The 23,035-nt window shown below is 57.6% G+C and carries 17 protein-coding genes and 1 riboswitch; of the genes, 13 read left to right on the top strand and 4 right to left on the bottom strand.

Translation table 11 applies throughout. The features are described 5' to 3' along the window. Nucleotides 1-223: 223 nt before the first annotated feature. From metA to aceK, 4 genes are all read left to right on the top strand, one after another. Nucleotides 224-1,153 carry a homoserine O-succinyltransferase gene (metA, locus tag RTN40_RS18450; RefSeq protein ID WP_312229740.1) on the top strand — a complete coding sequence of 310 codons (930 nt, stop codon included), beginning with the start codon at nucleotides 224-226 and terminating at the stop codon, nucleotides 1,151-1,153. A 241-nt stretch (nucleotides 1,154-1,394) separates the two neighbouring features. Further along, a complete protein-coding gene (aceB, locus tag RTN40_RS18445; protein ID WP_312229739.1) occupies nucleotides 1,395-2,996 on the top strand; it encodes a malate synthase A in 1,602 nt (533 codons plus the stop codon). Nucleotides 2,997-3,017: 21 nt separating this feature from the next. Continuing rightward, nucleotides 3,018-4,322, top strand: coding sequence for an isocitrate lyase (aceA, locus tag RTN40_RS18440; RefSeq protein WP_312229738.1), 1,305 nt, complete (start codon nucleotides 3,018-3,020; stop codon nucleotides 4,320-4,322). 44 nt (nucleotides 4,323-4,366) lie between these two features. Beyond that, nucleotides 4,367-6,130: a bifunctional isocitrate dehydrogenase kinase/phosphatase gene (gene aceK / locus RTN40_RS18435; RefSeq protein WP_312229737.1), complete on the top strand. Its 1,764-nt coding sequence runs from the start codon at nucleotides 4,367-4,369 to the stop codon at nucleotides 6,128-6,130. Here the strand turns inward: aceK and iclR are convergent. Next, nucleotides 6,084-6,920 (bottom strand): glyoxylate bypass operon transcriptional repressor IclR, encoded by an 837-nt coding sequence (gene iclR, locus RTN40_RS18430; protein WP_312229736.1) that lies wholly within the window; start codon nucleotides 6,918-6,920, stop codon nucleotides 6,084-6,086. The genes aceK and iclR overlap by 47 nt on opposite strands. 194 nt (nucleotides 6,921-7,114) lie before the next feature. Here iclR and metH point away from each other — a divergent pair, with 194 nt between their 5' ends. The 3 genes from metH (at nucleotide 7,115) to rluF (ending at nucleotide 13,456) form a co-directional block, all read left to right on the top strand. Continuing rightward, nucleotides 7,115-10,798, top strand: a complete 3,684-nt coding sequence (metH, locus tag RTN40_RS18425; RefSeq protein ID WP_312229735.1) for a methionine synthase — start codon at nucleotides 7,115-7,117, stop codon at nucleotides 10,796-10,798. Between the two features lie 49 nt (nucleotides 10,799-10,847). Then, nucleotides 10,848-12,479: a Na/Pi cotransporter family protein gene (locus tag RTN40_RS18420; RefSeq protein ID WP_312229734.1), complete on the top strand. Its 1,632-nt coding sequence runs from the start codon at nucleotides 10,848-10,850 to the stop codon at nucleotides 12,477-12,479. A gap of 107 nt (nucleotides 12,480-12,586) precedes the next feature. Further along, nucleotides 12,587-13,456, top strand: coding sequence for a 23S rRNA pseudouridine(2604) synthase RluF (rluF, locus tag RTN40_RS18415; RefSeq protein WP_312229733.1), 870 nt, complete (start codon nucleotides 12,587-12,589; stop codon nucleotides 13,454-13,456). Here the strand turns inward: rluF and RTN40_RS18410 are convergent, their stop codons facing one another. From RTN40_RS18410 to lysC, 3 genes are all read right to left on the bottom strand, one after another. Then, entirely contained in the window at nucleotides 13,457-13,729 is a 273-nt protein-coding gene (locus tag RTN40_RS18410; protein ID WP_312229732.1) for a DUF3811 domain-containing protein, read from the bottom strand. A gap of 62 nt (nucleotides 13,730-13,791) precedes the next feature. Beyond that, nucleotides 13,792-14,736 carry a ketopantoate/pantoate/pantothenate transporter PanS gene (gene panS, locus RTN40_RS18405; RefSeq protein WP_312229731.1) on the bottom strand — a complete coding sequence of 315 codons (945 nt, stop codon included), beginning with the start codon at nucleotides 14,734-14,736 and terminating at the stop codon, nucleotides 13,792-13,794. A gap of 91 nt (nucleotides 14,737-14,827) precedes the next feature. Beyond that, nucleotides 14,828-16,189 (bottom strand): lysine-sensitive aspartokinase 3, encoded by a 1,362-nt coding sequence (gene lysC / locus RTN40_RS18400; RefSeq protein WP_312229730.1) that lies wholly within the window; start codon nucleotides 16,187-16,189, stop codon nucleotides 14,828-14,830. A gap of 90 nt (nucleotides 16,190-16,279) precedes the next feature. Continuing rightward, nucleotides 16,280-16,474, bottom strand: a riboswitch (Lysine riboswitch). 269 nt (nucleotides 16,475-16,743) lie between these two features. On the opposite strand from lysC, the gene pgi reads away from it, so the two are divergent. From pgi to psiE, 6 genes are all read left to right on the top strand, one after another. Next, nucleotides 16,744-18,390 (top strand): glucose-6-phosphate isomerase, encoded by a 1,647-nt coding sequence (gene pgi, locus RTN40_RS18395; protein ID WP_312229729.1) that lies wholly within the window; start codon nucleotides 16,744-16,746, stop codon nucleotides 18,388-18,390. A 330-nt stretch (nucleotides 18,391-18,720) separates the two neighbouring features. Beyond that, nucleotides 18,721-18,963: an exopolysaccharide production protein YjbE gene (yjbE, locus tag RTN40_RS18390; protein WP_144816784.1), complete on the top strand. Its 243-nt coding sequence runs from the start codon at nucleotides 18,721-18,723 to the stop codon at nucleotides 18,961-18,963. Nucleotides 18,964-19,024: 61 nt separating this feature from the next. After that, the gene (locus RTN40_RS18385; protein WP_312229728.1) at nucleotides 19,025-19,663 is read left to right on the top strand and encodes a YjbF family lipoprotein; all 639 of its coding nucleotides are present in this window, start codon (nucleotides 19,025-19,027) and stop codon (nucleotides 19,661-19,663) included. Continuing rightward, nucleotides 19,660-20,397, top strand: coding sequence for a capsule biosynthesis GfcC D2 domain-containing protein (locus RTN40_RS18380; RefSeq protein ID WP_312229727.1), 738 nt, complete (start codon nucleotides 19,660-19,662; stop codon nucleotides 20,395-20,397). Before RTN40_RS18385 ends, RTN40_RS18380 begins: the two co-directional genes overlap by 4 nt. Next, complete coding sequence (locus tag RTN40_RS18375; RefSeq protein ID WP_312229726.1) at nucleotides 20,397-22,493, top strand: YjbH domain-containing protein; 2,097 nt, start codon at nucleotides 20,397-20,399, stop codon at nucleotides 22,491-22,493. Before RTN40_RS18380 ends, RTN40_RS18375 begins: the two co-directional genes overlap by 1 nt. A gap of 120 nt (nucleotides 22,494-22,613) precedes the next feature. Then, nucleotides 22,614-23,024 carry a phosphate-starvation-inducible protein PsiE gene (gene psiE, locus RTN40_RS18370; protein ID WP_312214177.1) on the top strand — a complete coding sequence of 137 codons (411 nt, stop codon included), beginning with the start codon at nucleotides 22,614-22,616 and terminating at the stop codon, nucleotides 23,022-23,024. Nucleotides 23,025-23,035 lie beyond the last annotated feature (11 nt).

Raw genomic sequence — 23,035 nt, 5'->3', positions numbered from 1 at the left:
ATGGTAGTGTGGGGTCTCCCCATGCGAGAGTAGGGAACTGCCAGGCATCAAACAAAAGAACCCCGTACCGAAAGGTGCGGGGTTTTTTGCTTTGATTTTTTCTCTATCCTTCTTGAAACTTTCTCACCTGGAACATGCAGGCTCGACATTTTGCTCATTCCTGGTTATTGTCAGCTATCTGGATGTCTAAACGTTTAAACGTATGCTGTGAGGTAATAAGGTTATGCCGATTCGGGTGCAGGACGAGCTGCCAGCCGTCAATTTCTTGCGAGATGAAAACGTCTTTGTTATGACGACATCACGTGCGACAGGACAGGAGATACGCCCTCTGAAGGTGCTTATCCTCAACCTGATGCCCAAGAAAATCGAAACGGAAAACCAGTTCCTGCGATTGCTCTCTAACTCACCCCTGCAGGTGGATGTTCGCCTGCTGCGTATCGATGCGCGTGAATCACGCAATACGCCTGCTGAGCATCTGAATAACTTCTACTGTAACTTCGATGAGATCAGCGAAGAGAACTTCGATGGCCTGATCGTCACTGGCGCACCGCTGGGGCTGGTTGAGTTTAACGACGTCGCCTACTGGCCGCAGATCAAGCAGGTGCTGGAGTGGGCGAAGGATCACGTCACCTCAACGCTGTTTGTCTGTTGGGCCGTACAGGCCGCTCTCAATATCCTCTATGGAATCCCCAAGCAGACCCGCAAAGACAAACTCTCCGGCGTATATGAACACAATATTACCCAGCAGCATGCGCTGTTAACCCGAGGCTTTGACGACTCATTTCTTGCGCCGCATTCGCGCTATGCCGATTTCCCCTCGGCGCTGATCCGTGACTATACCGATCTCGACATTCTTGCTGAAACGAGTGAAGGCGATGCCTATCTGTTTGCCAGCAAAGATAAACGCATCGCCTTTGTTACCGGTCACCCTGAATATGATGCCAATACCCTGGCAGGGGAGTATTTCCGCGATGTTGAAGCCGGTCTTGACCCGGTTGTGCCGTATAACTACTTCCCGAAGGACGATCCGCAGAACACGCCGCGTGCCACCTGGCGCAGTCACGGCAACCTGCTGTTTACTAACTGGCTTAACTACTATGTCTATCAGATCACACCGTTCGATCTGCGTCATATGAACCCCACGTTGGATTAAGCGTTTCAGCCAGCTAAAAAGCACCTTCGGGTGCTTTTTTTATTTCTGAAAACCACTTCACAGTTCACTTCAACTTTAACTCGTCATTTATCAGTACATTGCATTATTTTTAAATTGAAAATGGAAATTGTTTTTGATTTTGATTTTTTATTGAGTAGGCTTAACGGAGCTGAACGAAAACTGAACACGATCTTTTGTTCGCGATGGGGATGTATTCGGATCAACGACGAGGAGCCAGCTTATGGCACAACAGGCAACGACTACCGATAGACTGACCTTTACCCAGCCGTATGGTGAGCAGGAGCAACATATTCTGACCCCAGAGGCCACCGCATTTCTTACCGATCTGGTGACCCAATTTACGCCAGCCCGCAATAAGCTGCTTGCTGCCCGTATCCAGCAGCAGCAGGCAATCGATGGCGGTACGCTTCCAGATTTTATTTCGGAAACGGCTTCCATACGGGCGGGCGACTGGAAAATTCGCGGTATTCCAGCTGACCTGCAGGATCGCCGGGTGGAGATCACCGGGCCGGTCGAGCGCAAGATGGTAATCAATGCCCTGAATGCCAACGTCAAAGTCTTCATGGCAGATTTTGAGGACTCGCTGGCACCCAACTGGCAGAAGGTGATCGACGGGCAGATCAACCTGCGCGATGCGGTTAACGGCACCATCAGCTATACCAACGAAGCCGGAAAGATCTATCAGCTCAAGCCCGATCCGGCGGTACTGATCTGTCGGGTTCGCGGTCTGCACCTGCCGGAAAAGCACGTAACCTGGCGCGATGAGGCGATCCCCGGCAGCCTGTTTGATTTTGCCCTCTACTTCTTCCACAACCACAAAAACCTACTGGCAAAGGGCAGCGGTCCCTACTTCTATCTGCCCAAAACTCAGGCCTGGCAGGAGGCAGCCTGGTGGAGCGAAGTCTTTAGCTATACGGAAGATCGCTTCAACCTGCCGCGCGGCACAATCAAAGCCACCCTGCTGATTGAAACGTTGCCAGCGGTCTTCCAGATGGATGAGATCCTCCACGCCCTGAAGGATCACATCGTGGGCCTCAACTGCGGCCGCTGGGACTACATTTTTAGCTACATTAAAACCTTAAAAAACTACCCCGATCGCGTGCTGCCCGATCGTCAGGCGGTCACCATGGATAAGCCTTTCCTTAACGCCTACTCGCGTCTGCTGATTAAGACCTGTCATCGGCGCGGTGCGTTTGCGATGGGCGGCATGGCGGCGTTTATTCCCAGCAAAGAGAGCGAGCGTAATAGCTGGGTGCTGAATAAGGTGAGGGCGGATAAAGAGCTGGAGGCGAAAAACGGCCATGACGGCACCTGGATTGCCCATCCCGGTCTGGGCGATACGGTAATGGAAATCTTTGATGCCGCGCTGGGTGACAACAAAAACCAGCTCTTTGTTACCCGAGAGGAGGACGCGCCGATTACTGCCGATGAGCTGCTTGCGCCCTGCGACGGTGAACGCACGGAAGAGGGGATGCGCGCCAATATCCGTGTTGCGGTTCAGTACATCGAAGCGTGGATCTCCGGCAACGGCTGCGTGCCAATCTATGGCCTGATGGAGGACGCCGCAACGGCGGAGATCTCCCGCACCTCTATCTGGCAGTGGATCCATCATCAAAAGACGCTCAGCAACGGTACGCCGGTGACCAAAGCGCTGTTCCGCGAGATGCTCGGCGAGGAGATGCAGGTGATCCAGCAGGAGCTGGGCGAGCACCGGTTCAGCCACGGGCGCTTTGCGGACGCCGCCCGCCTGATGGAGCAGATCACCACCTCTGACGACCTGATCGACTTCCTGACCCTGCCGGGTTACCGCCTCTTAGCCTAATAAAAACAGTGGAGCACAGCCATGAAAACTCGTACCCAACAAACAGAAGCGTTACAGCAAGAGTGGCAAACCGCACGCTGGGAGGGCATTACCCGCCCGTACAGCGCGGAAGAGGTGGTAAAACTGCGCGGCTCGGTGAATCCGGAGTGCACCCTGGCGCAGCTTGGCGCAGCGAAAATGTGGCGTCTGCTGCATGGTGAATCGAAAAAAGGCTACATCAACAGCCTCGGTGCGCTGACCGGTGGGCAGGCATTGCAGCAGGCGAAGGCGGGGATTGAGGCCATTTATCTCTCCGGCTGGCAGGTGGCGGCGGATGCGAACCTCGCCTCCAGCATGTATCCTGATCAGTCTCTCTACCCGGCCAATTCGGTTCCGGCGGTGGTGGATCGGATCAACAACACGTTTCGACGGGCGGATCAGATCCAGTGGTCAGCGGGGATCGATCCAAAGGATCCGCGCTACGTGGACTACTTTCTGCCGATCGTCGCCGATGCCGAAGCAGGCTTTGGCGGCGTGCTGAACGCCTTTGAGCTGATGAAGTCGATGATTGAAGCGGGCGCGGCGGCGGTGCACTTTGAGGATCAATTGGCTTCGGTGAAAAAGTGCGGCCATATGGGCGGTAAAGTGCTGGTTCCTACGCAGGAGGCTATCCAGAAGCTGGTAGCGGCCAGGCTGGCAGCGGACGTCATGGGCGTGCCGACGCTGCTGATCGCCCGTACCGATGCCGATGCGGCGGACCTGATCACCTCTGACTGCGATGAGTACGATCGCGAGTTTATTACCGGCGAGCGCACCAGCGAAGGGTTCTACCGCACCCGCGCTGGCATAGAGCAGGCTATTAGCCGCGGTCTGGCCTACGCCCCCTATGCTGACCTGGTCTGGTGTGAAACTTCGACGCCGGATCTGGAGCAGGCCCGGCGCTTTGCCGACGCCATCCATGCCCAATTCCCTGGCAAGCTGCTGGCCTACAACTGCTCGCCGTCATTCAACTGGCAGAAGAACCTGGACGACGACACCATTGCCAGCTTCCAGCAGCAGCTTGCGGAGATGGGCTATAAGTATCAGTTTATTACCCTGGCAGGCATCCACAGTATGTGGTTCAACATGTTCGACCTTGCTCATGCCTACGCGCAGGGAGAGGGAATGAAACACTACGTCGAGAAGGTTCAGCAGCCGGAGTTTGCCGCAGCGAAGGAGGGCTACACCTTTGTCTCCCATCAGCAGGAGGTGGGAACCGGCTATTTCGACAGGGTGACGACGATCATTCAGGGTGGCACATCCTCGGTGACCGCGCTGACCGGATCGACGGAAGAGCAGCAGTTCTAATTGTTCTGATGCCCGGCAGCGTCCGGGCTTACAGAGGACACACTATGACGCGTGGCCGAGAGCTGTTGATCGCCCAAACTATCCTCCAGGGTTTTGATGCCCAGTACGGTCGCTTTCTGGAGATTACCGCTGGCGCGCAGCAGCGCTTTGAGCAGGCGGACTGGCATGCTGTCCAGCAGGCGATGAAAAGCCGCATCCATCTTTATGACCACCATGTTGGGCTGGTGGTCGAGCAGCTGCGCTGTATTACCGAGGGCCGACGCCTTGACGCAGATTATTTGCTGCGGGTAAAGGCGCACTATACTCAGCTGCTGCCGGACTATCCGCGCTTCGAAATTGCCGAAAGCTTTTTCAACTCGGTCTACTGTCGGCTATTCGATCACCGGGCCTTAACCCCTGAACGGCTATTTATTTTTAGCTCCCAGCCCGAGCGCCGCTTTCGCACCATTCCTCGTCCGCTGGCAAAAGACTTTTATCCCACCGGCGGCTGGGAAGCGCTACTGACTAAGCTGCTTGCCGATCTCCCCCTGCGTCTGCCGTGGCAGGATCGCGCTCGCGACGTGGGCTATATCTTCACGCAGCTGGCGGAGAGCGTTGGCGACGCGGCGCTGGCGCACGCACATTTACAGGTGGCAAACGAGCTTTTCTACCGCAATAAAGCCGCCTGGCTGGTGGGCAAGCTTATCCTGTCCGGCAGTACGGTTCCCTTTTTACTGCCGATCCACCGCAGCGATGAGGGCGAGCTTTTTGTCGATGCCTGTCTGACCACGCACGACGAGGCTAGCATCGTCTTCGGCTTCGCCCGATCCTACTTTATGGTTTATGCCCCGCTGCCCGCCGCAACGGTGGAGTGGCTGCGGGAGATCCTGCCGGGTAAAACCACCGCTGAGCTTTATATGGCGATTGGTTGCCAGAAGCATGGCAAAACCGAGAGCTACCGGGAGTATCTGCACTACATCGCCAGCAGCGACGAGCAATTCATTGAAGCGCCGGGCATTCGCGGCATGGTGATGCTGGTCTTTACGCTGCCGGGTTTCGATCGGGTCTTCAAGGTAATCAAGGATCGCTTTGCCCCGCAGAAGGAGATGAGCGCCGCGCACGTACGCGCCTGTTACCAGCTGGTAAAAGAGCACGATCGCGTCGGGAGAATGGCCGATACCCAGGAATTTGAAAACTTTGTGCTGGAGAAGCGGCAGATTGCGCCTGCGCTGATGACTCTGTTGATGACGGAGGCGGCGGGGAAGATTACCGATCTGGGCGACAGCATTTCCATCAGCCATCTCTATATCGAACGACGCATGGTGCCGCTTAATATCTGGCTAGAGCAGGTTGACGGCCAGCCGCTGCGGGATGCTATTGAAGAGTACGGCAACGCCATTCGCCAGCTAGCGGCCGCCAATATTTTTCCCGGCGACATGCTGTTTAAAAACTTTGGCGTGACGCGCCACGGGCGGGTGGTGTTCTATGACTACGATGAGATCTGCTACATGACCGAGGTAAACTTTCGCGACGTTCCCGCGCCGCGCTACCCGGAGGATGAGCTAAGCGCCGAGCCGTGGTACAGCGTGTCACCGGGGGATGTCTTTCCGGAAGAGTTTCGCCACTGGCTCTGCGCCGACCCCCGAATCGGGCCGCTCTTTGAGGAGATGCACGCGGATCTGTTCCGCGCCAGCTACTGGCGCTCGCTGCAAACGCGCATCAGAGAGGGCCACGTGGAGGATGTCTACGCCTACCGCAGGCGGCAGCGTTTCAGCGTGCGGTTTAACGGCTCCCGCCATAGGCCAGCGTCACCTCTTTCGCTGCCTTGATCGCTAACGCCCCCAGCTCGGTGACGCGATCGTCGGTGATACGCGAGATCGGCCCGGAGATAGAGATGGCCGCAAAAGGCTGGCGATGCTCATCGTAGATACAGGCCGCCACGCAGCGCAGGCCCAGCGCGTGCTCCTCATCGTCAAAGGAGTAGCCGCGCTTGCGGGTCAGGGCCAGATCCTCTTTCAGGTGCAGCGGCGAGACCAGCGTGGCGTGGGTATAGGTATGCAGCCCCTGGCGATGCAGTAGCCCGGTAACCTGATCCTCCTCCAGCTGCGCGAGGAAGGCTTTTCCCGCGCCGGAGGCGTGCATCGGGAGCTTGCCGCCGATAGGGGCAGACATACGCATTAGCTGGGTACACTGCACCTGATCAATAATGATGGCCTGGTGATCGTTCTGGTCGAGCACCGCCAGGTTGACCGTCTCTCCAGAATCCTCCATCAGCCTGCGCAGGATCGGGTGCACAATGGCCAGCAGATTGCGGCTCTGCAGGAAGCTGGCACCAATAACAAACGCATGCGCGCCAATTGCCCAATGGCCCAGCTCGCCCACCTGACGGACAAAGCCCAGCTGCTGCATGGTTGTCAGCAAACGGTGGGTAGTCGAGTTAGGCAGACCAGCCTGCTGGGCCAGTTCGGTCAGCGCCACGCTGCCGGAAGACTCAGCGATCCACTCCAGCAGCTTCAGGCCGCGGGTCAAGGACTGCACTTGTCCGGTCGCGGGCGGGGTGGCCGCGGCGGCGGCGGTACGGGGTTTTTTGCCGCGTTTCGCGGGTACGGAAGCCACCATGGCCAACTCCTTTTCTGTATCGTGGAAATCATTTTCGTTTTATCTGATTATAATGCAACCTGCCATTAGACTGATCGGATGAGTTCAGGTGAACATCTCTCATGTTTCGCGTTGCTCTCTTTTCCACCTGCTGGCTTTATGCCAGTATGTCCTGCTGGCCTTTCTGGCCTGGTTGAGCGTTGTCGGGAGCACGTGTGAGCAGCAAAGTTGACCAACTGCATCAGCAGTTAAAAGAGCGTATTCTGGTTCTGGATGGGGGCATGGGCACCATGATCCAGGGCTATCGTCTGAGCGAGCAGGATTTTCGCGGCGAGCGTTTCGCCGACTGGCCCTGCGATCTCAAAGGAAACAACGACCTGCTGGTGCTCAGCAAGCCGGAAGTCATCTCCGCGATCCACGACGCCTATTTTGCGGCGGGGGCGGATATCGTTGAAACCAACACCTTTAACTCGACAACGATTGCGATGGCGGACTACCAGATGGAGTCGCTGTCGGCAGAGATCAACCTTGCCGCTGCGAAACTGGCCCGCGCCTGTGCCGATGAGTGGACCGCTCGCACGCCGGATAAGCCGCGCTACGTAGCCGGGGTGCTTGGTCCAACCAACCGCACCGCCTCTATCTCCCCGGACGTTAACGATCCGGCCTACCGCAACGTCACCTTCGACCAGCTGGTCGCGGCGTACCGGGAGTCTACCCGGGCGCTGGTGGAGGGCGGCAGCGACCTGATCCTTATCGAAACCATCTTCGATACGCTCAACGCCAAAGCGGCAATTTTTGCGGTGAAAGCGGAGTTCGAGGCGCTAGGCATTGAGCTGCCGATCATGATCTCCGGTACCATCACCGACGCCTCCGGACGCACGCTCTCCGGGCAGACTACCGAGGCGTTCTACAACTCACTTCGCCACGCCGATGCGCTCACCTTCGGGCTGAACTGCGCCCTGGGACCGGATGAGCTGCGCCAGTACGTGCAGGAGCTATCGCGCATCGCCGAGTGCTACGTCACTGCTCACCCGAACGCCGGGCTGCCCAACGCCTTTGGCGAATACGATCTTGACGCCGGGCCGATGGCCGCGCAGATCCGCGAGTGGGCCGAAGCGGGCTTCCTGAACATTGTGGGTGGCTGCTGCGGCACGACCCCGGAGCACATCGCCGCCATGAGCCGCGCCGTGGAAGGGCTGCCGCCGCGTCAGCTTCCCGAGCTGCCTGTAGCCTGCCGTCTGGCAGGGCTGGAGCCGCTGAACATCGGCGACGATAGCCTGTTTGTTAACGTCGGTGAGCGTACCAACGTTACCGGCTCGGCAAAATTCAAGCGCCTGATTAAAGAAGAGAAGTACAGCGAGGCGCTGGACGTGGCCCGCCAGCAGGTGGAGAACGGCGCGCAGATTATCGATATCAACATGGATGAGGGGATGCTCGACGCCGAGGCGGCGATGGTCAAATTCCTCAACCTGATTGCCGGCGAGCCGGACATCGCCCGGGTGCCGATCATGATCGACTCCTCCAAGTGGGAGGTCATCGAGAAAGGACTGAAGTGCATCCAGGGCAAAGGCATCGTTAACTCCATTTCGATGAAGGAGGGCGTGGAGGCCTTCGTTCACCATGCGAAGCTGGTGCGCCGTTACGGGGCCGCGATGGTGGTGATGGCCTTTGATGAAGTGGGCCAGGCCGACACGCGAGCGCGGAAGATTGAGATCTGCCGCCGGGCCTACAACATTCTTACCAAAGATGTCGGTTTCCCACCGGAAGATATCATCTTCGACCCCAACATCTTTGCCGTAGCAACGGGTATCGAAGAGCATAACAACTACGCCCAGGACTTTATCGGCGCGTGTGAAGACATCAAACGCGAGCTGCCGCATGCGCTGATCTCCGGCGGCGTCTCCAACGTCTCGTTCTCCTTCCGCGGCAACGATCCGGTTCGTGAGGCGATCCACGCCGTCTTTCTCTACTACGCCATCCGCAACGGAATGGATATGGGGATCGTCAACGCCGGACAGCTGGCCATCTATGACGATCTGCCCGCCGAGCTACGCGATGCGGTAGAGGATGTGATCCTTAACCGTCGGGATGACAGTACCGAGCGCCTGTTGGATCTGGCTGAGAAATACAAAGGCAGCAAGAGCGACGATAGCGCGAACGCCCAGCAGGCGGAGTGGCGCTCCTGGGACGTCAAAAAGCGTCTCGAATACTCGCTGGTTAAAGGCATCACCGAGTTTATTGAGGAAGATACCGAAGAGGCGCGCCAGCAGGCCGAGCGCCCTATTCAGGTGATTGAAGGGCCGCTAATGGACGGCATGAACGTGGTGGGCGATCTCTTTGGCGAGGGGAAAATGTTCCTGCCGCAGGTGGTGAAATCCGCCCGCGTGATGAAGCAGGCGGTGGCCTATCTCGAACCCTTTATCGAAGCCAGCAAAGAGAAAGGCTCCAGCAACGGCAAGATGGTGATTGCCACCGTGAAGGGCGACGTGCATGACATCGGTAAAAACATCGTTGGCGTGGTATTGCAGTGTAATAACTACGAGATTGTCGATCTGGGCGTGATGGTGCCGACGGATAAAATCCTGAAAACCGCTCGGGAAGTGAATGCTGACCTGATTGGCCTCTCGGGGCTGATCACTCCCTCGCTGGATGAGATGGTCAACGTGGCGAAAGAGATGGAGCGCCAGGGCTTTACCATTCCGCTGCTGATTGGCGGGGCAACCACCTCGAAAGCGCATACGGCGGTGAAAATCGAGCAGAACTACAGCGGCCCAACGGTGTACGTGCAGAACGCGTCGCGCACGGTAGGCGTAGTGTCCGCGCTGCTGTCGGCGACCCAGCGGGACGACTTCGTGGCTCGCATCCGCAAAGAGTATGAGACCGTGCGTATCCAGCACGGGCGCAAAAAGCCGCGCACGCCGCCGGTAACGTTGCAGGCAGCGCGGGAGAACGATCTGGCCTTCGACTGGGAGAGTTACACCCCACCTGTGGCCCATCGCCTGGGCGTACAGGAGGTGACCGCCAGCATTGAGACGCTGCGCAACTACATCGACTGGACGCCGTTCTTTATGACCTGGTCGCTGGCGGGTAAATATCCGCGCATTCTGGAAGATGAGATTGTTGGCGAGGAGGCGAAGCGCCTGTTTAAGGATGCGAACGAGATGCTCGACCTGCTCAGCGCGGAGAAACGTCTTAACCCGCGCGGCGTGGTGGGGTTGTTCCCGGCCAACCGCGTCGGCGATGACGTGGAGATCTACCGCGACCCTTCCCGCACCCAGGTGCTGACGGTTTCACGTCATCTGCGACAGCAGACCGAAAAGGTGGGCTTTGCTAACTACTGCCTGGCGGATTTCATCGCGCCGAAGCTGAGCGGCAAAGAGGACTACATCGGCGCGTTTGCCGTCACCGGCGGGCTGGAGGAGGATGCGTTGGCCGAGACCTATGATGCTCAGCACGACGACTACAACAAGATCATGGTGAAGGCGATCGCCGATCGCCTGGCAGAGGCGTTTGCAGAGTATCTGCACGAGCGTGTGCGTAAGGTCTACTGGGGCTATGCCCCGAATGAGAACCTCAGCAACGAGGAGCTGATCCGCGAAAACTATCAGGGGATCCGCCCTGCACCAGGCTACCCGGCCTGTCCGGAGCATACGGAGAAGGGCACCATCTGGGCGCTGCTGGACGTTGAGAAACACACCGGCATGAAGCTGACCGAATCCTTCGCCATGTGGCCCGGCGCGTCTGTTTCCGGCTGGTACTTCAGCCACCCGGACAGCAAGTACTTTGCCGTGGCGCAGATCCAGCGTGACCAGGTCGAAGATTACGCCCAGCGGAAAGGAATGAGCGTCAGTGAGGTTGAGCGCTGGTTAGCGCCGAATCTCGGCTACGATGCGGACTGATTTACGTTAAGCTCTTATTACAGGAGAAAACAAAGAGGATCATAAATCCGTGCTGACGTTGCTACACCTGCTTTCTGCCGTTGCGCTGCTGGTCTGGGGCACGCATATCGTACGTACTGGCGTGATGCGCGTTTTTGGCGCGCGTTTGCGTACCGTGCTGGGCCGCAGCGTGGAGAAAAAACCGCTGGCCTTCTGCGCGGGCATTGGCGTCACCGCGCTGGTGCAGAGCAGCAATGCCACCACCATGTTGGTCACCTCCTTTGTGGCGCAGGATCTGGTGGCCCTGACCCCGGCGCTGGTGATTGTACTGGGGGCAGACGTCGGTACCGCGCTGATGGCGCGGGTGCTTACCTTCGATCTCTCCTGGCTCTCGCCGCTACTGATTTTTCTTGGTGTTATCTTCTTCCTCGGGCGCAAGCAGTCCCGCGTTGGGCAGCTCGGGCGCGTCAGCATCGGCCTTGGGCTGATCCTGCTGGCGCTCGAGCTTATTGTGCAGGCCGTGACGCCGATAACCCAGGCCAGCGGCGTCAAAGTCATTTTCGCCTCGCTGACCGGCGATATCATGCTGGATGCGTTGATTGGCGCGGTCTTTGCCATCATCAGCTACTCAAGCCTTGCGGCGGTGCTGCTGACCGCAACGCTGACCGCGGCGGGGATCATCTCGTTTCCGGTGGCGCTGTGCCTGGTGATTGGTGCCAACCTTGGCTCGGGTCTGCTGGCGGTGCTGAATAACAGCGCCAGCAGCGCCGCTGCACGCCGTGTTGCAATGGGCAGCCTGCTGTTTAAGCTGGTGGGCAGCCTGCTGATCCTTCCCTTTGTTCATCCGCTGGCAGAGGTGCTGGACAGGCTACCGCTGCCGGATGCGGAGCTGGTCATCTACTTCCACGTTTTCTACAACCTGATCCGCTGCCTCATGATGGTGCCCTTTGCCGGGCCGATGGCCCGCCTGTGCGAGCGGCTGATCCGCGACGAGCCTGAGCTGGATATGCGCCTGAAGCCGAAGCATCTCGATACCTCGGCGCTGGATACGCCGACGCTGGCGCTGGCTAACGCCGCCCGCGAGTCGCTGCGCATGGGTGACGCCATGGAGCAGATGCTCGATGGCCTGAAGAAGATTATGCATGGCGAGCCGCGCGAGGAGAAAGAGCTGCGCAAGATCGCCGATGACATCAACGTGCTCTATACCGCCATTAAGCTCTATCTGGCGCGGATGCCGAAAGATGAGCTGGCTGACGAGGAGTCGCGGCGCTGGGCGGAGATTATTGAGATGTCGCTCAACCTCGAGCAGGCATCAGACATAATCGAGCGGATGGGCAGCGAGATTGCTGATAAGTCGCTGGCCGCCCGGCGAGCCTTCTCCGTAGAGGGCCTTAACGAACTGGATAGCCTGCTAGAGCAGCTGCGCAGTAATCTTCAGCTGGCAATGTCAGTCTTCTTCTCCAGCGACATGGCGGGGGCCCGCCGCCTGCGCCGCCGCAAGCACCGTTTCCGTATTCTTAACCGCCGTTACGCCCACGCTCACGTGGACCGTCTGCATCAGCAGAACGTACAGAGCATTGAAACCAGTTCGCTGCATCTGGGCCTGCTGGGCGATATGAAGCGCCTCAACTCGCTCTTCTGTGCGGTGGCCTACAGCGTGCTGGAGCAGCCGGATGAGGATGAGGAGCGCACGGAGTATTGATTAAGATGCCGGATGGCGCTGCGCTTATCCGGCCTACTGTCAGTACCGATTTCCCTCTGGCACACAAAACGGCACCCAGGGTATATTTCGCCTTTACAGGAGAAACTATGCTGACACCACAATCCACCCGACTAAACAAATACATCAGCGAGAGCGGGATCTGCTCGCGTCGCGAAGCCGATCGCTACATTGAGCAGGGCAACGTCTTTATCAACGGCAAACGTGCCGGGATAGGGGATCAGGTTGCCGCTGGCGACGTGGTCAAGGTCAACGGCCAGCTTATCGAGCCTCGGGAAGAGGACGATCTGGTGTTTATCGCGCTGAACAAGCCGGTGGGAATTGTCAGCACCACGGAAGATAGCGAGAGAGATAACATTGTCGATTTCGTTAACCACAGCAGCCGTATTTTCCCCATTGGTCGCCTGGATAAAGATTCACAGGGGCTGATCTTCCTTACCAACCACGGCGATCTGGTAAACAAAATTCTGCGGGCCGGAAACGATCACGAGAAAGAGTATGTGGTCACGGTGAATAAACCGATTACGGACGAGTTTATTCGCGGCATGGGCGCGGGCGTGCCGATTCTGGGAACGGTAACCAAGAAGTGTAAAGTCAAAAAAGAGGCGCCGTTTGCCTTCCGTATTACGCTGGTTCAGGGCTTAAACCGTCAGATCCGCCGGATGTGTGAACACTTTGGTTACGAAGTTACGAAGCTGGAACGTACGCGCATTATGAACGTCAGCCTGTCCGGTATCCCGGTAGGCGAGTGGCGCGATCTCACTGGCGATGAGCTGATTGAGCTGTTCAAGCTGATCGAAAACTCATCGTCAGAGGCGAAGCCAAAAGCGAAGGCTAAACCGAAAACCCCAGCGGTCAAAAGACCGGTAGTGAAGGCACCGCAGAGCGAAGAGAAAGGGCGCGGTAAGCCGGCCGGGAAACGCTTTACCCAGCCGGGACGTAAAAAGAAAGGGCGCTAATTAGCGCCTGCCCCGGGTTGAGGTGTTGGCTGACCATGAGAAGGTCGTCTCTGCATCGGGTTTATAAGCCTGCTCTTTTTTTAACTTGCGGGCTTTTTTCGCCTCGGCTTCACGTAGCGCCATCAGCTTGTCGATGTACTCTTTTTTAACCTGGTTGGTTTCGGCATTGGTCAGGGTACGTCCATGGGCGATACGGGCGCGATCCAGCAGGGTTTTCAGCTCGCGCTGCTCGCTCTCCGTCATATCTTTTTGAGTCAGTCTGGGTGTAGCCATCGCTGAAGCCTCCTGTAGAAGAGGCTTCAGTGTAAAGCATGCCTGACCCGGCGCGAAGCGAATTAACTCTCTTTCACCGCCTCTCTTCTTTTCTGCTTATCAAGCGGTTTGCCCGACCAGTAACCCGCCAACAGCGAGCCGGAGAGGTTGTGCCAGACCGAGAAGAGCGCGCCAGGCAGGGCGGCCAGCGGTGAGAAGTAGATCTTACCCAGCGCGGCGGCGAGGCCTGAGTTCTGCATCCCTACCTCAATCGCCAGCGTCCGGCAGGTGGATTCGTCAAAGCCAAACAGCTTACCGCCCCAGTAGCCGCTCAGCAGGCCGATGGTATTGTGCAGGATCACCGCGATAATCACCATGAAGCCGACGGAGGCGATGTGTGCGGCAGAGCCAGCCACTACCGCGCTGATGATCGCCAGAATGCAGACCATCGAAAAGGCTGGCAGATATGGCTCTACCGCCTTCACCAGGCGCGGGAAGAGGTGGTGAACAATCAGCCCCAGGCCAATCGGGATCACCACAATTTGCAGAATGCTGAGCAGCATTCCCATCACATCCACCTGAATGTGCGCATCCACGTAGAGGCGGGTTAGCAGCGGCGTTGCTATCACGCCCACCAACGTGGAGACCGACGAGATGGTTACCGATAGCGCCACGTCCCCTTTGGCCAGGTAGATCATGACGTTGGAAGCCGTACCGCTGGCGACGCTGCCTACCAGCACCATTCCGGCAGAGAGATCCGGCGGCATCTTAAAGAGCGTCGCCAGCAGCCAGGCGGCGAGGGGCATCACCAGGTAGTGGAGAAAGGTACCCGCCGCGACGGGAGCCGGGCGCGACAGAACGCGTTTGAAGTCATCAAGCTTCAGGTGCACGCCCATGCCAAACATGATCAGCATCAGCAGCGTGGTCACCCACGGCCCGATAGGAGTGAAGGTGGTGGGGGTATAATACGCGAGAACAGAGAGCAGCAGCGCCCACAGGGGGAACAGCCGCGTAATGGCGGTTAACATGTGTATTCCTTGCAGTATTGTCGTGTTGTTTAGTTATAAAAAAGCCGGGTTCAAGCCCGGCAATAGGTATTTTTTATCGTGCGCTGGAATTTTATTCAAACAAATTATGATGCAGCTTCTGCACAACCTGTTCGGCTTCTGCGCCTGGCACCAGGAAGCAGAGGTTATGGCTTGATGCGCCATAGCAGATCATGCGGATGTTAAACGGATCGAGCACGCCAAACACCTCTTTGCCCACGCCGCAGGCTTTCGACAGATCGTTGCCAATCAGCGCCACCAGGGCGAGGTTCTCTTCAACTTCCACGCGACAGAGGGACGATAACTCGGTCAGCAGCCCCTGGGTAAGGAGCGTATCGCCCGTCGAGGTAGAGCCGGTAGTGTCCAGCGTCAGGGCCACGCTCACTTCCGAGGTGGTGATCAGGTCGACGGAGATATTATGGCGCGCCAGCATACCAAACACTTCGGCCAGGAAGCCGCGAGAGTGGAGCATATTCAGGCTGTGCAGCGTCACCAGGGTCTGCTTACGACGCAGCGCCAGGGCGCGGAACAGCGGCGGGTTCTCTGTCTTATTACAGACCAGCGTGCCGCCCGCTTTAGGATCCTTACTGGAGCCAACGAATACTGGAATATCACTGCGTACCGCAGGCAGCAGCGTCGCCGGGTGCAGTACTTTCGCACCAAAGGTCGCCATCTCGGCGGCCTCTTCAAAGGCGATCTCGTCGATGCGCTTGGCCGCTGGCACAACGCGCGGATCGGTGGTGTAGATGCCGGGAACGTCGGTCCAGATGTCTACCCGGGAGGCGTGCAGCGCTTCGCCCAGCAGGGCGGCGGTGTAGTCGCTGCCGCCACGGCCCAGGGTAGTGGTGCGTCCCTTCGGCTCGCTGCCGATAAAGCCTTGCGTCACCACTAAACCTTCGCCCAGGCGCGGTGCCAGCTGTTGGGTCGCCAGCTCGGCCAGCGCGGCAATGTCCGGCTCGGCACGGCCAAAGCGATCGCTGGTGCGCATCACTTTACGCACGTCAAACCACTGCGCCTGTACGCTACGCTCGCGCAACACCTCAACAAACAGCAGGGTCGACATCAGCTCGCCGTGGCTCACCAGCTCATCCGTTAGTGCGGTAGAGGTAGCAAGGGAGGCGGCTTCCGCCAGGGTGGTAATATTTTCCAGCAGGCGCTCGATCTCCTCGCGGATGACGTCAGGGCGCGTCAGGCGCTCAAGGATATCGAACTGAATTTTGCGAATGGCGTCGAGCTTCACGAAGCGCTCGCTGGCCTCCAGCCCTTCGGCGAGCGCCACCAGCAGGTTGGTCACCCCCGCAGAGGCGGAGAGCACCACCAGGCGAACGCTGGCGTCGGAGAGCACCACGTCGGCGCTGCGGTTCATGGCCTCGAAATCGGCGACGCTGGTCCCACCAAATTTGGCAACAACAAGCGGGGAAACTGCTTTGATCATAACAACCTCGTATCAGGTGCAAGTGTTCAGCCCTGGAACAAGGAGAGAGCGAAAAACGGGGTAGGCGCAGAGCAATGAACCGCTACGATTACACCCAGAAGCGCTCCACCTTGCGAAACGCACGACTGCGAACGTCTCTGGTGACAGCCCAGGGGATTCAGCCCCTGTAGCCGATGGTAAGCGCGACCAGACGCTCTACCACCTCGGCGTTGTTCCCCCTCCTGTGCTCTCTGCGGACTGGCTCCTCAAGCACATTAACCTGGACGACGCGCCTCTTCTGGCTATTCCCATTGGGAATACATACTTTGATGTACATAAGTAATTCTTTATAAATAAAGGTTTCTGGGGTGTGCTGTCAACGCTGCGGTTATGCGGATTTTTCATGTTCAGGGTTATCCCAGGAAAATAACTTATAGACGCTATACTTTGCCCTGTTCCGCTCTCATTGGCGCATAGCGATCCCGTTCAGGCAAAAGCATAAAAACCGTCACAATTTTTGCTCGCAGGCGCTACAATCGACCGCAGTTAGGATCCTAAATCAGAAGAGTATTGCTATGAAAAATATCAACCCAACGCAGACTTCTGCCTGGCAGGCACTACAGAAACACTTCGATGAAATGAAAGAGGTCACTATCGCCGAGCTGTTCGCCAGCGATAGCGATCGCTTCAGCAAATTCTCCGCGACCTTTAACGATCAGATGCTGGTGGACTTCTCTAAAAACCGCATCAACGAAGAGACGCTGGCAAAGCTGCTGGACTTAGCGAAAGAGACTGAACTGGCCGACGCGATCAAATCCATGTTCTCTGGCGAGAAGATCAACCGCACTGAAGATCGTGCGGTGCTGCACGTGGCGCTGCGTAACCGCAGCAACACGCCGATTATCGTCGATGGCAAAGACGTGATGCCGGAAGTGAACGCCGTGCTGGAGAAGATGAAAACCTTCTCTGAGGCCATCATCTCCGGCCAGTGGAAAGGCTACACCGGTAAACCGATCACCGACGTCGTTAACATCGGTATCGGCGGCTCCGACCTTGGCCCGTTCATGGTGACCGAGGCGCTGCGCCCGTACAAAAATCACCTGAATATGCACTTTGTCTCTAACGTTGACGGCACGCATATCGCTGAAGTGCTGAAGAAGGTCAATCCTGAATCTACTCTCTTCCTGGTGGCGTCGAAGACCTTCACCACTCAGGAGACCATGACCAACGCCCACAGCGCGCGCGACTGGTTCCTGAAAACGGCCGGTGACCAGCAGCACGTGGCGAAACACTTTGCCGCGCTCTCTACCAACGCGAAAGCGGTGGGCGAGTTCGGTATCGATACCGCCAACATGTTTGAGTTCTGGGACTGGGTCGGCGGCCGCTACTCCCTGTGGTCGGCAATTGGCCTGTCGATCATTCTCTCCGTGGGCTACGACAACTTCGTTGAGCTGCTCTCTGGCGCGCATGCTATGGACCAGCACTTTGCCACTACCCCGGCGGAGAAAAACCTGCCGGTGCTGCTGGCGCTGATTGGTATCTGGTACAACAACTTCTTCGGCGCAGAGACAGAAGCGATTCTGCCTTACGACCAGTATATGCACCGCTTCGCGGCCTACTTCCAGCAGGGCAATATGGAGTCCAACGGCAAATACGTTGACCGTAACGGTAACGCCGTAGACTACCAGACCGGCCCGATTATCTGGGGTGAGCCAGGCACCAACGGCCAGCACGCCTTCTATCAGCTGATCCATCAGGGAACCAAGATGGTACCGTGCGACTTTATCGCCCCGGCCATCACCCATAACGCGCTGTCGGATCACCACCAGAAGCTGCTCTCCAACTTCTTCGCTCAGACCGAAGCGCTGGCGTTCGGTAAATCCCGCGAGGTAGTTGAGCAGGAGTATCGTGACCAGGGTAAAGATCCGGCCACGCTGGAGCACGTTGTACCGTTTAAAGTGTTTGAAGGTAATCGCCCGACCAACTCTATCCTGCTGCGGGAAATTACTCCGTTTAGCCTGGGGGCGCTGATTGCGCTGTATGAGCACAAAATCTTCACCCAGGGTGCAATTCTCAACATCTTCACCTTCGATCAGTGGGGCGTGGAGCTGGGTAAACAGCTGGCGAACCGTATTCTGCCGGAGTTGGGTGACGACAGCGATATCAGCAGCCACGATAGCTCGACCAACGGCTTAATTAACCGCTATAAGTCCTGGCGTTAATATTACTTAAGTCATAATAAATATAAGTGCCGGCATAATGCCGGCATTTTTTATGGGCTTGAGTTTATTCCGAAAATCGGCACTCTCAGATTATGAGCTTATTAAATTTTTAGGACAAAACGGGTATTGTAGTTTTTGTGTTTTATTTTAACTATTTGATTTTTATCAGCATATAATAATTTTATGCTCAAATTTCCATCTATTTCCATTTATCCTAAAACCCACCCTCTAATTCCCGGTAACGCCAATCACGTGAATCGGTTGTGTATACTCGACTGCGCCTGACTCCGTTCAGGTAAATATCCATTCATTCAATGAAGGGAAATCGATATGCATAAAGTCCTGTATGGCATTTTTGCCATCACCGCGCTTGCCGCGACCTCTGCTTATGCCGCTCCGGTACAAGTAGGTGACGCAGCAGGGTCGGCGGCAACGTCGGTCTCGGCGGGAAGCTCTTCCGCGACCAGCGTTAGCACCGTCAGCTCAGCGGTAGGCGTCGCCCTGGCGGCGACCGGTGGCGGAGACGGTTCTAATACCGGCACCACCACCACAACAACGACCAGCACTCAGTAATCACTAGTGCTTTAACTCTAACCACACTTCGGTGTGGTTATTTTGCCCCTGGAGAATTGTCGTGAAGCGACCGGGAATTATTCTGCTTTGTCTGCTGCTGCAGGCGTGCTCCGGCACGACTAAAGGGCTGGGCGGTGCGCTGTGGGACAGTATGTTTGGCACCCCCGGCGTGCATCTCACCGATGAAGATATTCAGGATATGCCCTACGCCAGCCAGTATATGCAGCTGAACGGCGGCCCTCAGCTCTTTGTGGTGCTCGCTTTTTCCGAAAACGGCCAGCAGAAGTGGGCGACCCAGGACCAGTCTATCCTGGTGACCCAGCATGGCCGCTTCGTCAAAACCCAGCTTCCCGGCGATAACCTGCTGGAGGTGAACAACCTGGCGGCGGATCCGCTGATCAAACCCAACCGCATTACCGATGGCGCAGGCTGGACGCGAACCCTGGGCTGGACCGAGCATGGCCAGGTGCGCTATGCCACTGCCCGCTCGCAGTTCCGCTGGGCGGGACAGGATACGGTCACGGTGGGTAGCGACGTCACCCTTGTGCGCGTGCTGGAAGAGCACGTTGAGACCGATCAAAAAAGCTGGACCAACCGTTTCTGGATAGACAGCGACGGGCAGATCCGGCGCTCGCTACAGTACCTTGGCGCGGACTGGTTCCCGGTAGAGACCACGCTCATCAAGGCGGCAAAACAATGAAGCTCACCGCGATCGCCTCGCTCATATTAAGCCTTGCCCCTGCGCTCGCTTTCGCGGCGGGCACCGTGAAGGTCTACACCCCGGAGAGCGCGGAGCCTAAAACGCTGACCGATGCCGCGCACCTCATCGATTTAGTGGGTCAGCCCCGGCTGGCCAACAGCTGGTGGCCGGGAGCGGTTATTAGCGAGCAGCACTCCACCCAGCGCGAAGAGCTGCGTCACCGGGCGCTGCTGGCGCGTCTGGCCGCCCTCGCGGCAGATGAAGAGGGAGACGATGCCGCCGCAATTAACGCTCTCCGTCAGCAGCTGCAGGGCATCAAGGTCACGGGACGCCAGCTGGTGGCGCTCGATCCAGACCGGGTGCGGGTGCAGCCTGGTGCCAATCCGCCGCTGGAGGGGGAGTACACCCTGTGGGTCGGCACGCAGCCCTCTACGGTTACCGTATTGGGACTGGTGAGTAGCCCTGGCAAAAAGCCGTTCACGCCGGGACGCGACGTGGCGGGATATTTAGATGAGATGGGCCTGCTGAGCGGGGCCGATCGCAATACGGCATGGGTGATCTATCCCGATGGCCGCACTCAGAGCGTGCCGGTGGCCTACTGGAACAAACGCCATGTGGAACCCATGCCGGGTAGTACGATTTTTGTTGGCTTTGCTGAAAGCGTCTGGACGAAAAGCCGGGACGGCATAAATGCCGATATTCTCACCTCCCTGACGCATCGGATACCGGATTAATGAAGAAAATTTCTCTGTATAGCCTGCTGGCGCTCAGCGTCAGCGCCGCCTGCCATGCGGAAACGTATCCGGCGCCGTCTGGTCCTACCCAGACCGACTTTGGCGGCGTGGGGCTGCTACAAACCCCCACCGCCCGGATGGCGCGCGAGGGTGAGATCAGCCTTAACTATCGCGATAACGATCAGTACCGCTACTACTCCGGTTCGATCCAGCTGTTTCCATGGCTGGAGACGACCCTGCGCTACACCGACGTGCGCACCCGGCAGTACAGCAGCGTGGATGCCTTCTCCGGTAACCAGACCTACAAAGATAAAGCCTTCGACCTGAAGCTGCGTCTGTGGGAGGAGGGATACTGGCTGCCGCAGGTGGCAGTCGGTGCGCGGGATATCGGCGGGACGGGGCTGTTTGATGCCGAGTACCTCGTGGCCAGCAAGGCCTGGGGACCGTTTGATTTTACTCTCGGGCTGGGCTGGGGCTACCTCGGCACGGCGGGCAATATCAAAAACCCGCTCTGCTCCTACGATGAGAAATATTGCTACCGCGATAACAGCTATAACCAGGCCGGCTCCATTGACGGGAGCGAGATGTTCCACGGCCCGGCATCGCTGTTTGGCGGCGTAGAGTACCAGACGCCCTGGCAGCCGCTGCGCCTGAAGCTGGAGTATGAAGGCAACAACTATCAGCAGGATTTTGCCGGTCGCCTACCGCAGCGAAGCAAGTTTAACGTTGGGGCGACCTACCGCGTGGCAGACTGGGCCGACGTTAACCTGAGCTACGAGCGTGGCAACACGGTCATGTTTGGCTTCACCCTGCACTCTAACTTTAATGACCTGCGCCCCTCTTACAACGATAACGCCCGCCCGCAGTATGAGCCGCAGCCACAAGATGCCATTATGCAGCACTCGGTGGTGGCGAATCAGCTGACGCAGCTGAAGTACAATGCCGGGCTGGCAGATCCGAAGATCCAGGTGAAAGGCGATACGCTCTACGTCACCGGCGAGCAGGTGAAGTATCGTAATACCGAGGAAGGCATTGAGCGGGCGAACCGGATTATTGCCAACGATTTGCCGGAAGGGGTAAAAACCATCCGCGTCACCGAGAACCGTCTCAACCTGCCGCAGGTGACCACCGAAACTGACGTGGCGAGCCTGCAACGTCATCTGGCGGGGGAGCCGCTGGGGCATGAGACGATCCTGGCGCAGAAACGCATGGAGCCGGAGGTGCCGGAGAGCACGGAGCAGGGCTGGTATATGGAGAAGTCCCGTTTCGATTTCCACATCGACCCGGTACTGAACCAGTCCGTAGGCGGGCCGGAAAGTTTCTATATGTACCAGCTTGGGGTGATGGCGACTGCCGATCTTTGGCTGACCGACCACCTGCTGACTACCGGCAGCCTGTTTGGCAACATTGCCAATAACTACGACAAGTTTAACTACACCGATCCGCCGGACGACTCCCATCTGCCACGCGTGCGTACCCACGTGCGTGACTATGTGGCGAATGATTACTACGTCAACAACCTGCAGGCCAACTACTTCCAGTACCTGGGTAACGGCTTCTACGGCCAGGTGTACGGTGGCTATCTGGAGACGATGTACGGTGGTGCCGGGGCCGAAGTGCTCTGGCGACCGGTGGACAGCAACTGGGCGTTTGGGATTGATGCTAACTACGTTAAGCAGCGCGACTGGCGCAGCGCGAAGGAGATGATGAAGTTCACCGACTACAGCGTGAAAACCGGACACCTGACCGCCTACTGGACGCCCTCTTTCGCCCAGGACGTGCTGATTAAAGCCAGCGTCGGTCAGTATCTGGCGGGGGATAAGGGCGGTACGCTGGAAGTGTCGAAGCACTTCGACAGCGGCGTGGTGGTAGGCACCTATGCCACCCTGACCAACGTGTCGCCGGACGAGTACGGGGAGGGGGATTTCACAAAAGGAGTCTACGTTTCGATTCCGCTGGATCTCTTTACCGCTGGCCCGACCCGCAGCCGGGCGGCCATCGGCTGGACGCCGCTTACCCGCGACGGCGGTCAGCAGCTTGGACGTAAGTTCCAGCTGTATGACATGACCAGCGATCGGAGCGTGAACTTCCGTTAATACTGCGCCGGGCGGCGCAACGCTGCCCGGCCTGTCTGCACAAACCATAAGTAAAGAATCTAGATCTGGATCACACTTCTGCGCTATACATGAAGCTCGCCACTGAGAATGAGGTGCCGTATGACATCGCTTATTCGTCCACGCGTTGAGTTCATCTCCACCATCCTGCAGACCGTACTGAATCTTGGGCTGCTGAGTCTTGGCCTGATCCTGGTTGTCTTTCTCGGTAAAGAGACGGTGCACCTTGCGGACGTGCTCTTTGCACCCGAACAGACCAGCAAATATGAACTGGTTGAGGGGCTGGTGGTCTATTTTCTCTACTTCGAATTTATCGCCCTGATCGTTAAGTATTTTCAGTCCGGTTTCCACTTCCCACTACGCTACTTTGTCTATATCGGGATCACCGCCATCGTGCGGCTGATCATTGTCGATCATAAAACGCCGATGGACGTGCTGATCTACTCCGGCGCGATCCTGCTGCTGGTGATCACCCTCTGGCTCTGTAACTCGAAACGGCTAAAGCGGGAATAAAAAAATGGCGC

Source organism: Pseudescherichia sp., from assembly GCF_031987975.1.
Lineage (GTDB): Bacteria > Pseudomonadota > Gammaproteobacteria > Enterobacterales > Enterobacteriaceae > Pseudescherichia.
This window is presented reverse-complemented; position numbering and strand designations above follow the sequence as displayed.

Coding starts and splice junctions, on each gene's coding strand:
- metA (WP_312229740.1), top strand. CDS start 224: ATGCCGATTCGGGTGCAGGACGAGCTGCCAGCCGTCAATTTCTTGCGA.
- aceB (WP_312229739.1), top strand. CDS start 1,395: ATGGCACAACAGGCAACGACTACCGATAGACTGACCTTTACCCAGCCG.
- aceA (WP_312229738.1), top strand. CDS start 3,018: ATGAAAACTCGTACCCAACAAACAGAAGCGTTACAGCAAGAGTGGCAA.
- aceK (WP_312229737.1), top strand. CDS start 4,367: ATGACGCGTGGCCGAGAGCTGTTGATCGCCCAAACTATCCTCCAGGGT.
- iclR (WP_312229736.1), bottom strand. CDS start 6,920: ATGGTGGCTTCCGTACCCGCGAAACGCGGCAAAAAACCCCGTACCGCC.
- rluF (WP_312229733.1), top strand. CDS start 12,587: ATGCTGACACCACAATCCACCCGACTAAACAAATACATCAGCGAGAGC.
- RTN40_RS18410 (WP_312229732.1), bottom strand. CDS start 13,729: ATGGCTACACCCAGACTGACTCAAAAAGATATGACGGAGAGCGAGCAG.
- panS (WP_312229731.1), bottom strand. CDS start 14,736: ATGTTAACCGCCATTACGCGGCTGTTCCCCCTGTGGGCGCTGCTGCTC.
- lysC (WP_312229730.1), bottom strand. CDS start 16,189: ATGATCAAAGCAGTTTCCCCGCTTGTTGTTGCCAAATTTGGTGGGACC.
- pgi (WP_312229729.1), top strand. CDS start 16,744: ATGAAAAATATCAACCCAACGCAGACTTCTGCCTGGCAGGCACTACAG.
- yjbE (WP_144816784.1), top strand. CDS start 18,721: ATGCATAAAGTCCTGTATGGCATTTTTGCCATCACCGCGCTTGCCGCG.
- RTN40_RS18380 (WP_312229727.1), top strand. CDS start 19,660: ATGAAGCTCACCGCGATCGCCTCGCTCATATTAAGCCTTGCCCCTGCG.
- RTN40_RS18375 (WP_312229726.1), top strand. CDS start 20,397: ATGAAGAAAATTTCTCTGTATAGCCTGCTGGCGCTCAGCGTCAGCGCC.
- psiE (WP_312214177.1), top strand. CDS start 22,614: ATGACATCGCTTATTCGTCCACGCGTTGAGTTCATCTCCACCATCCTG.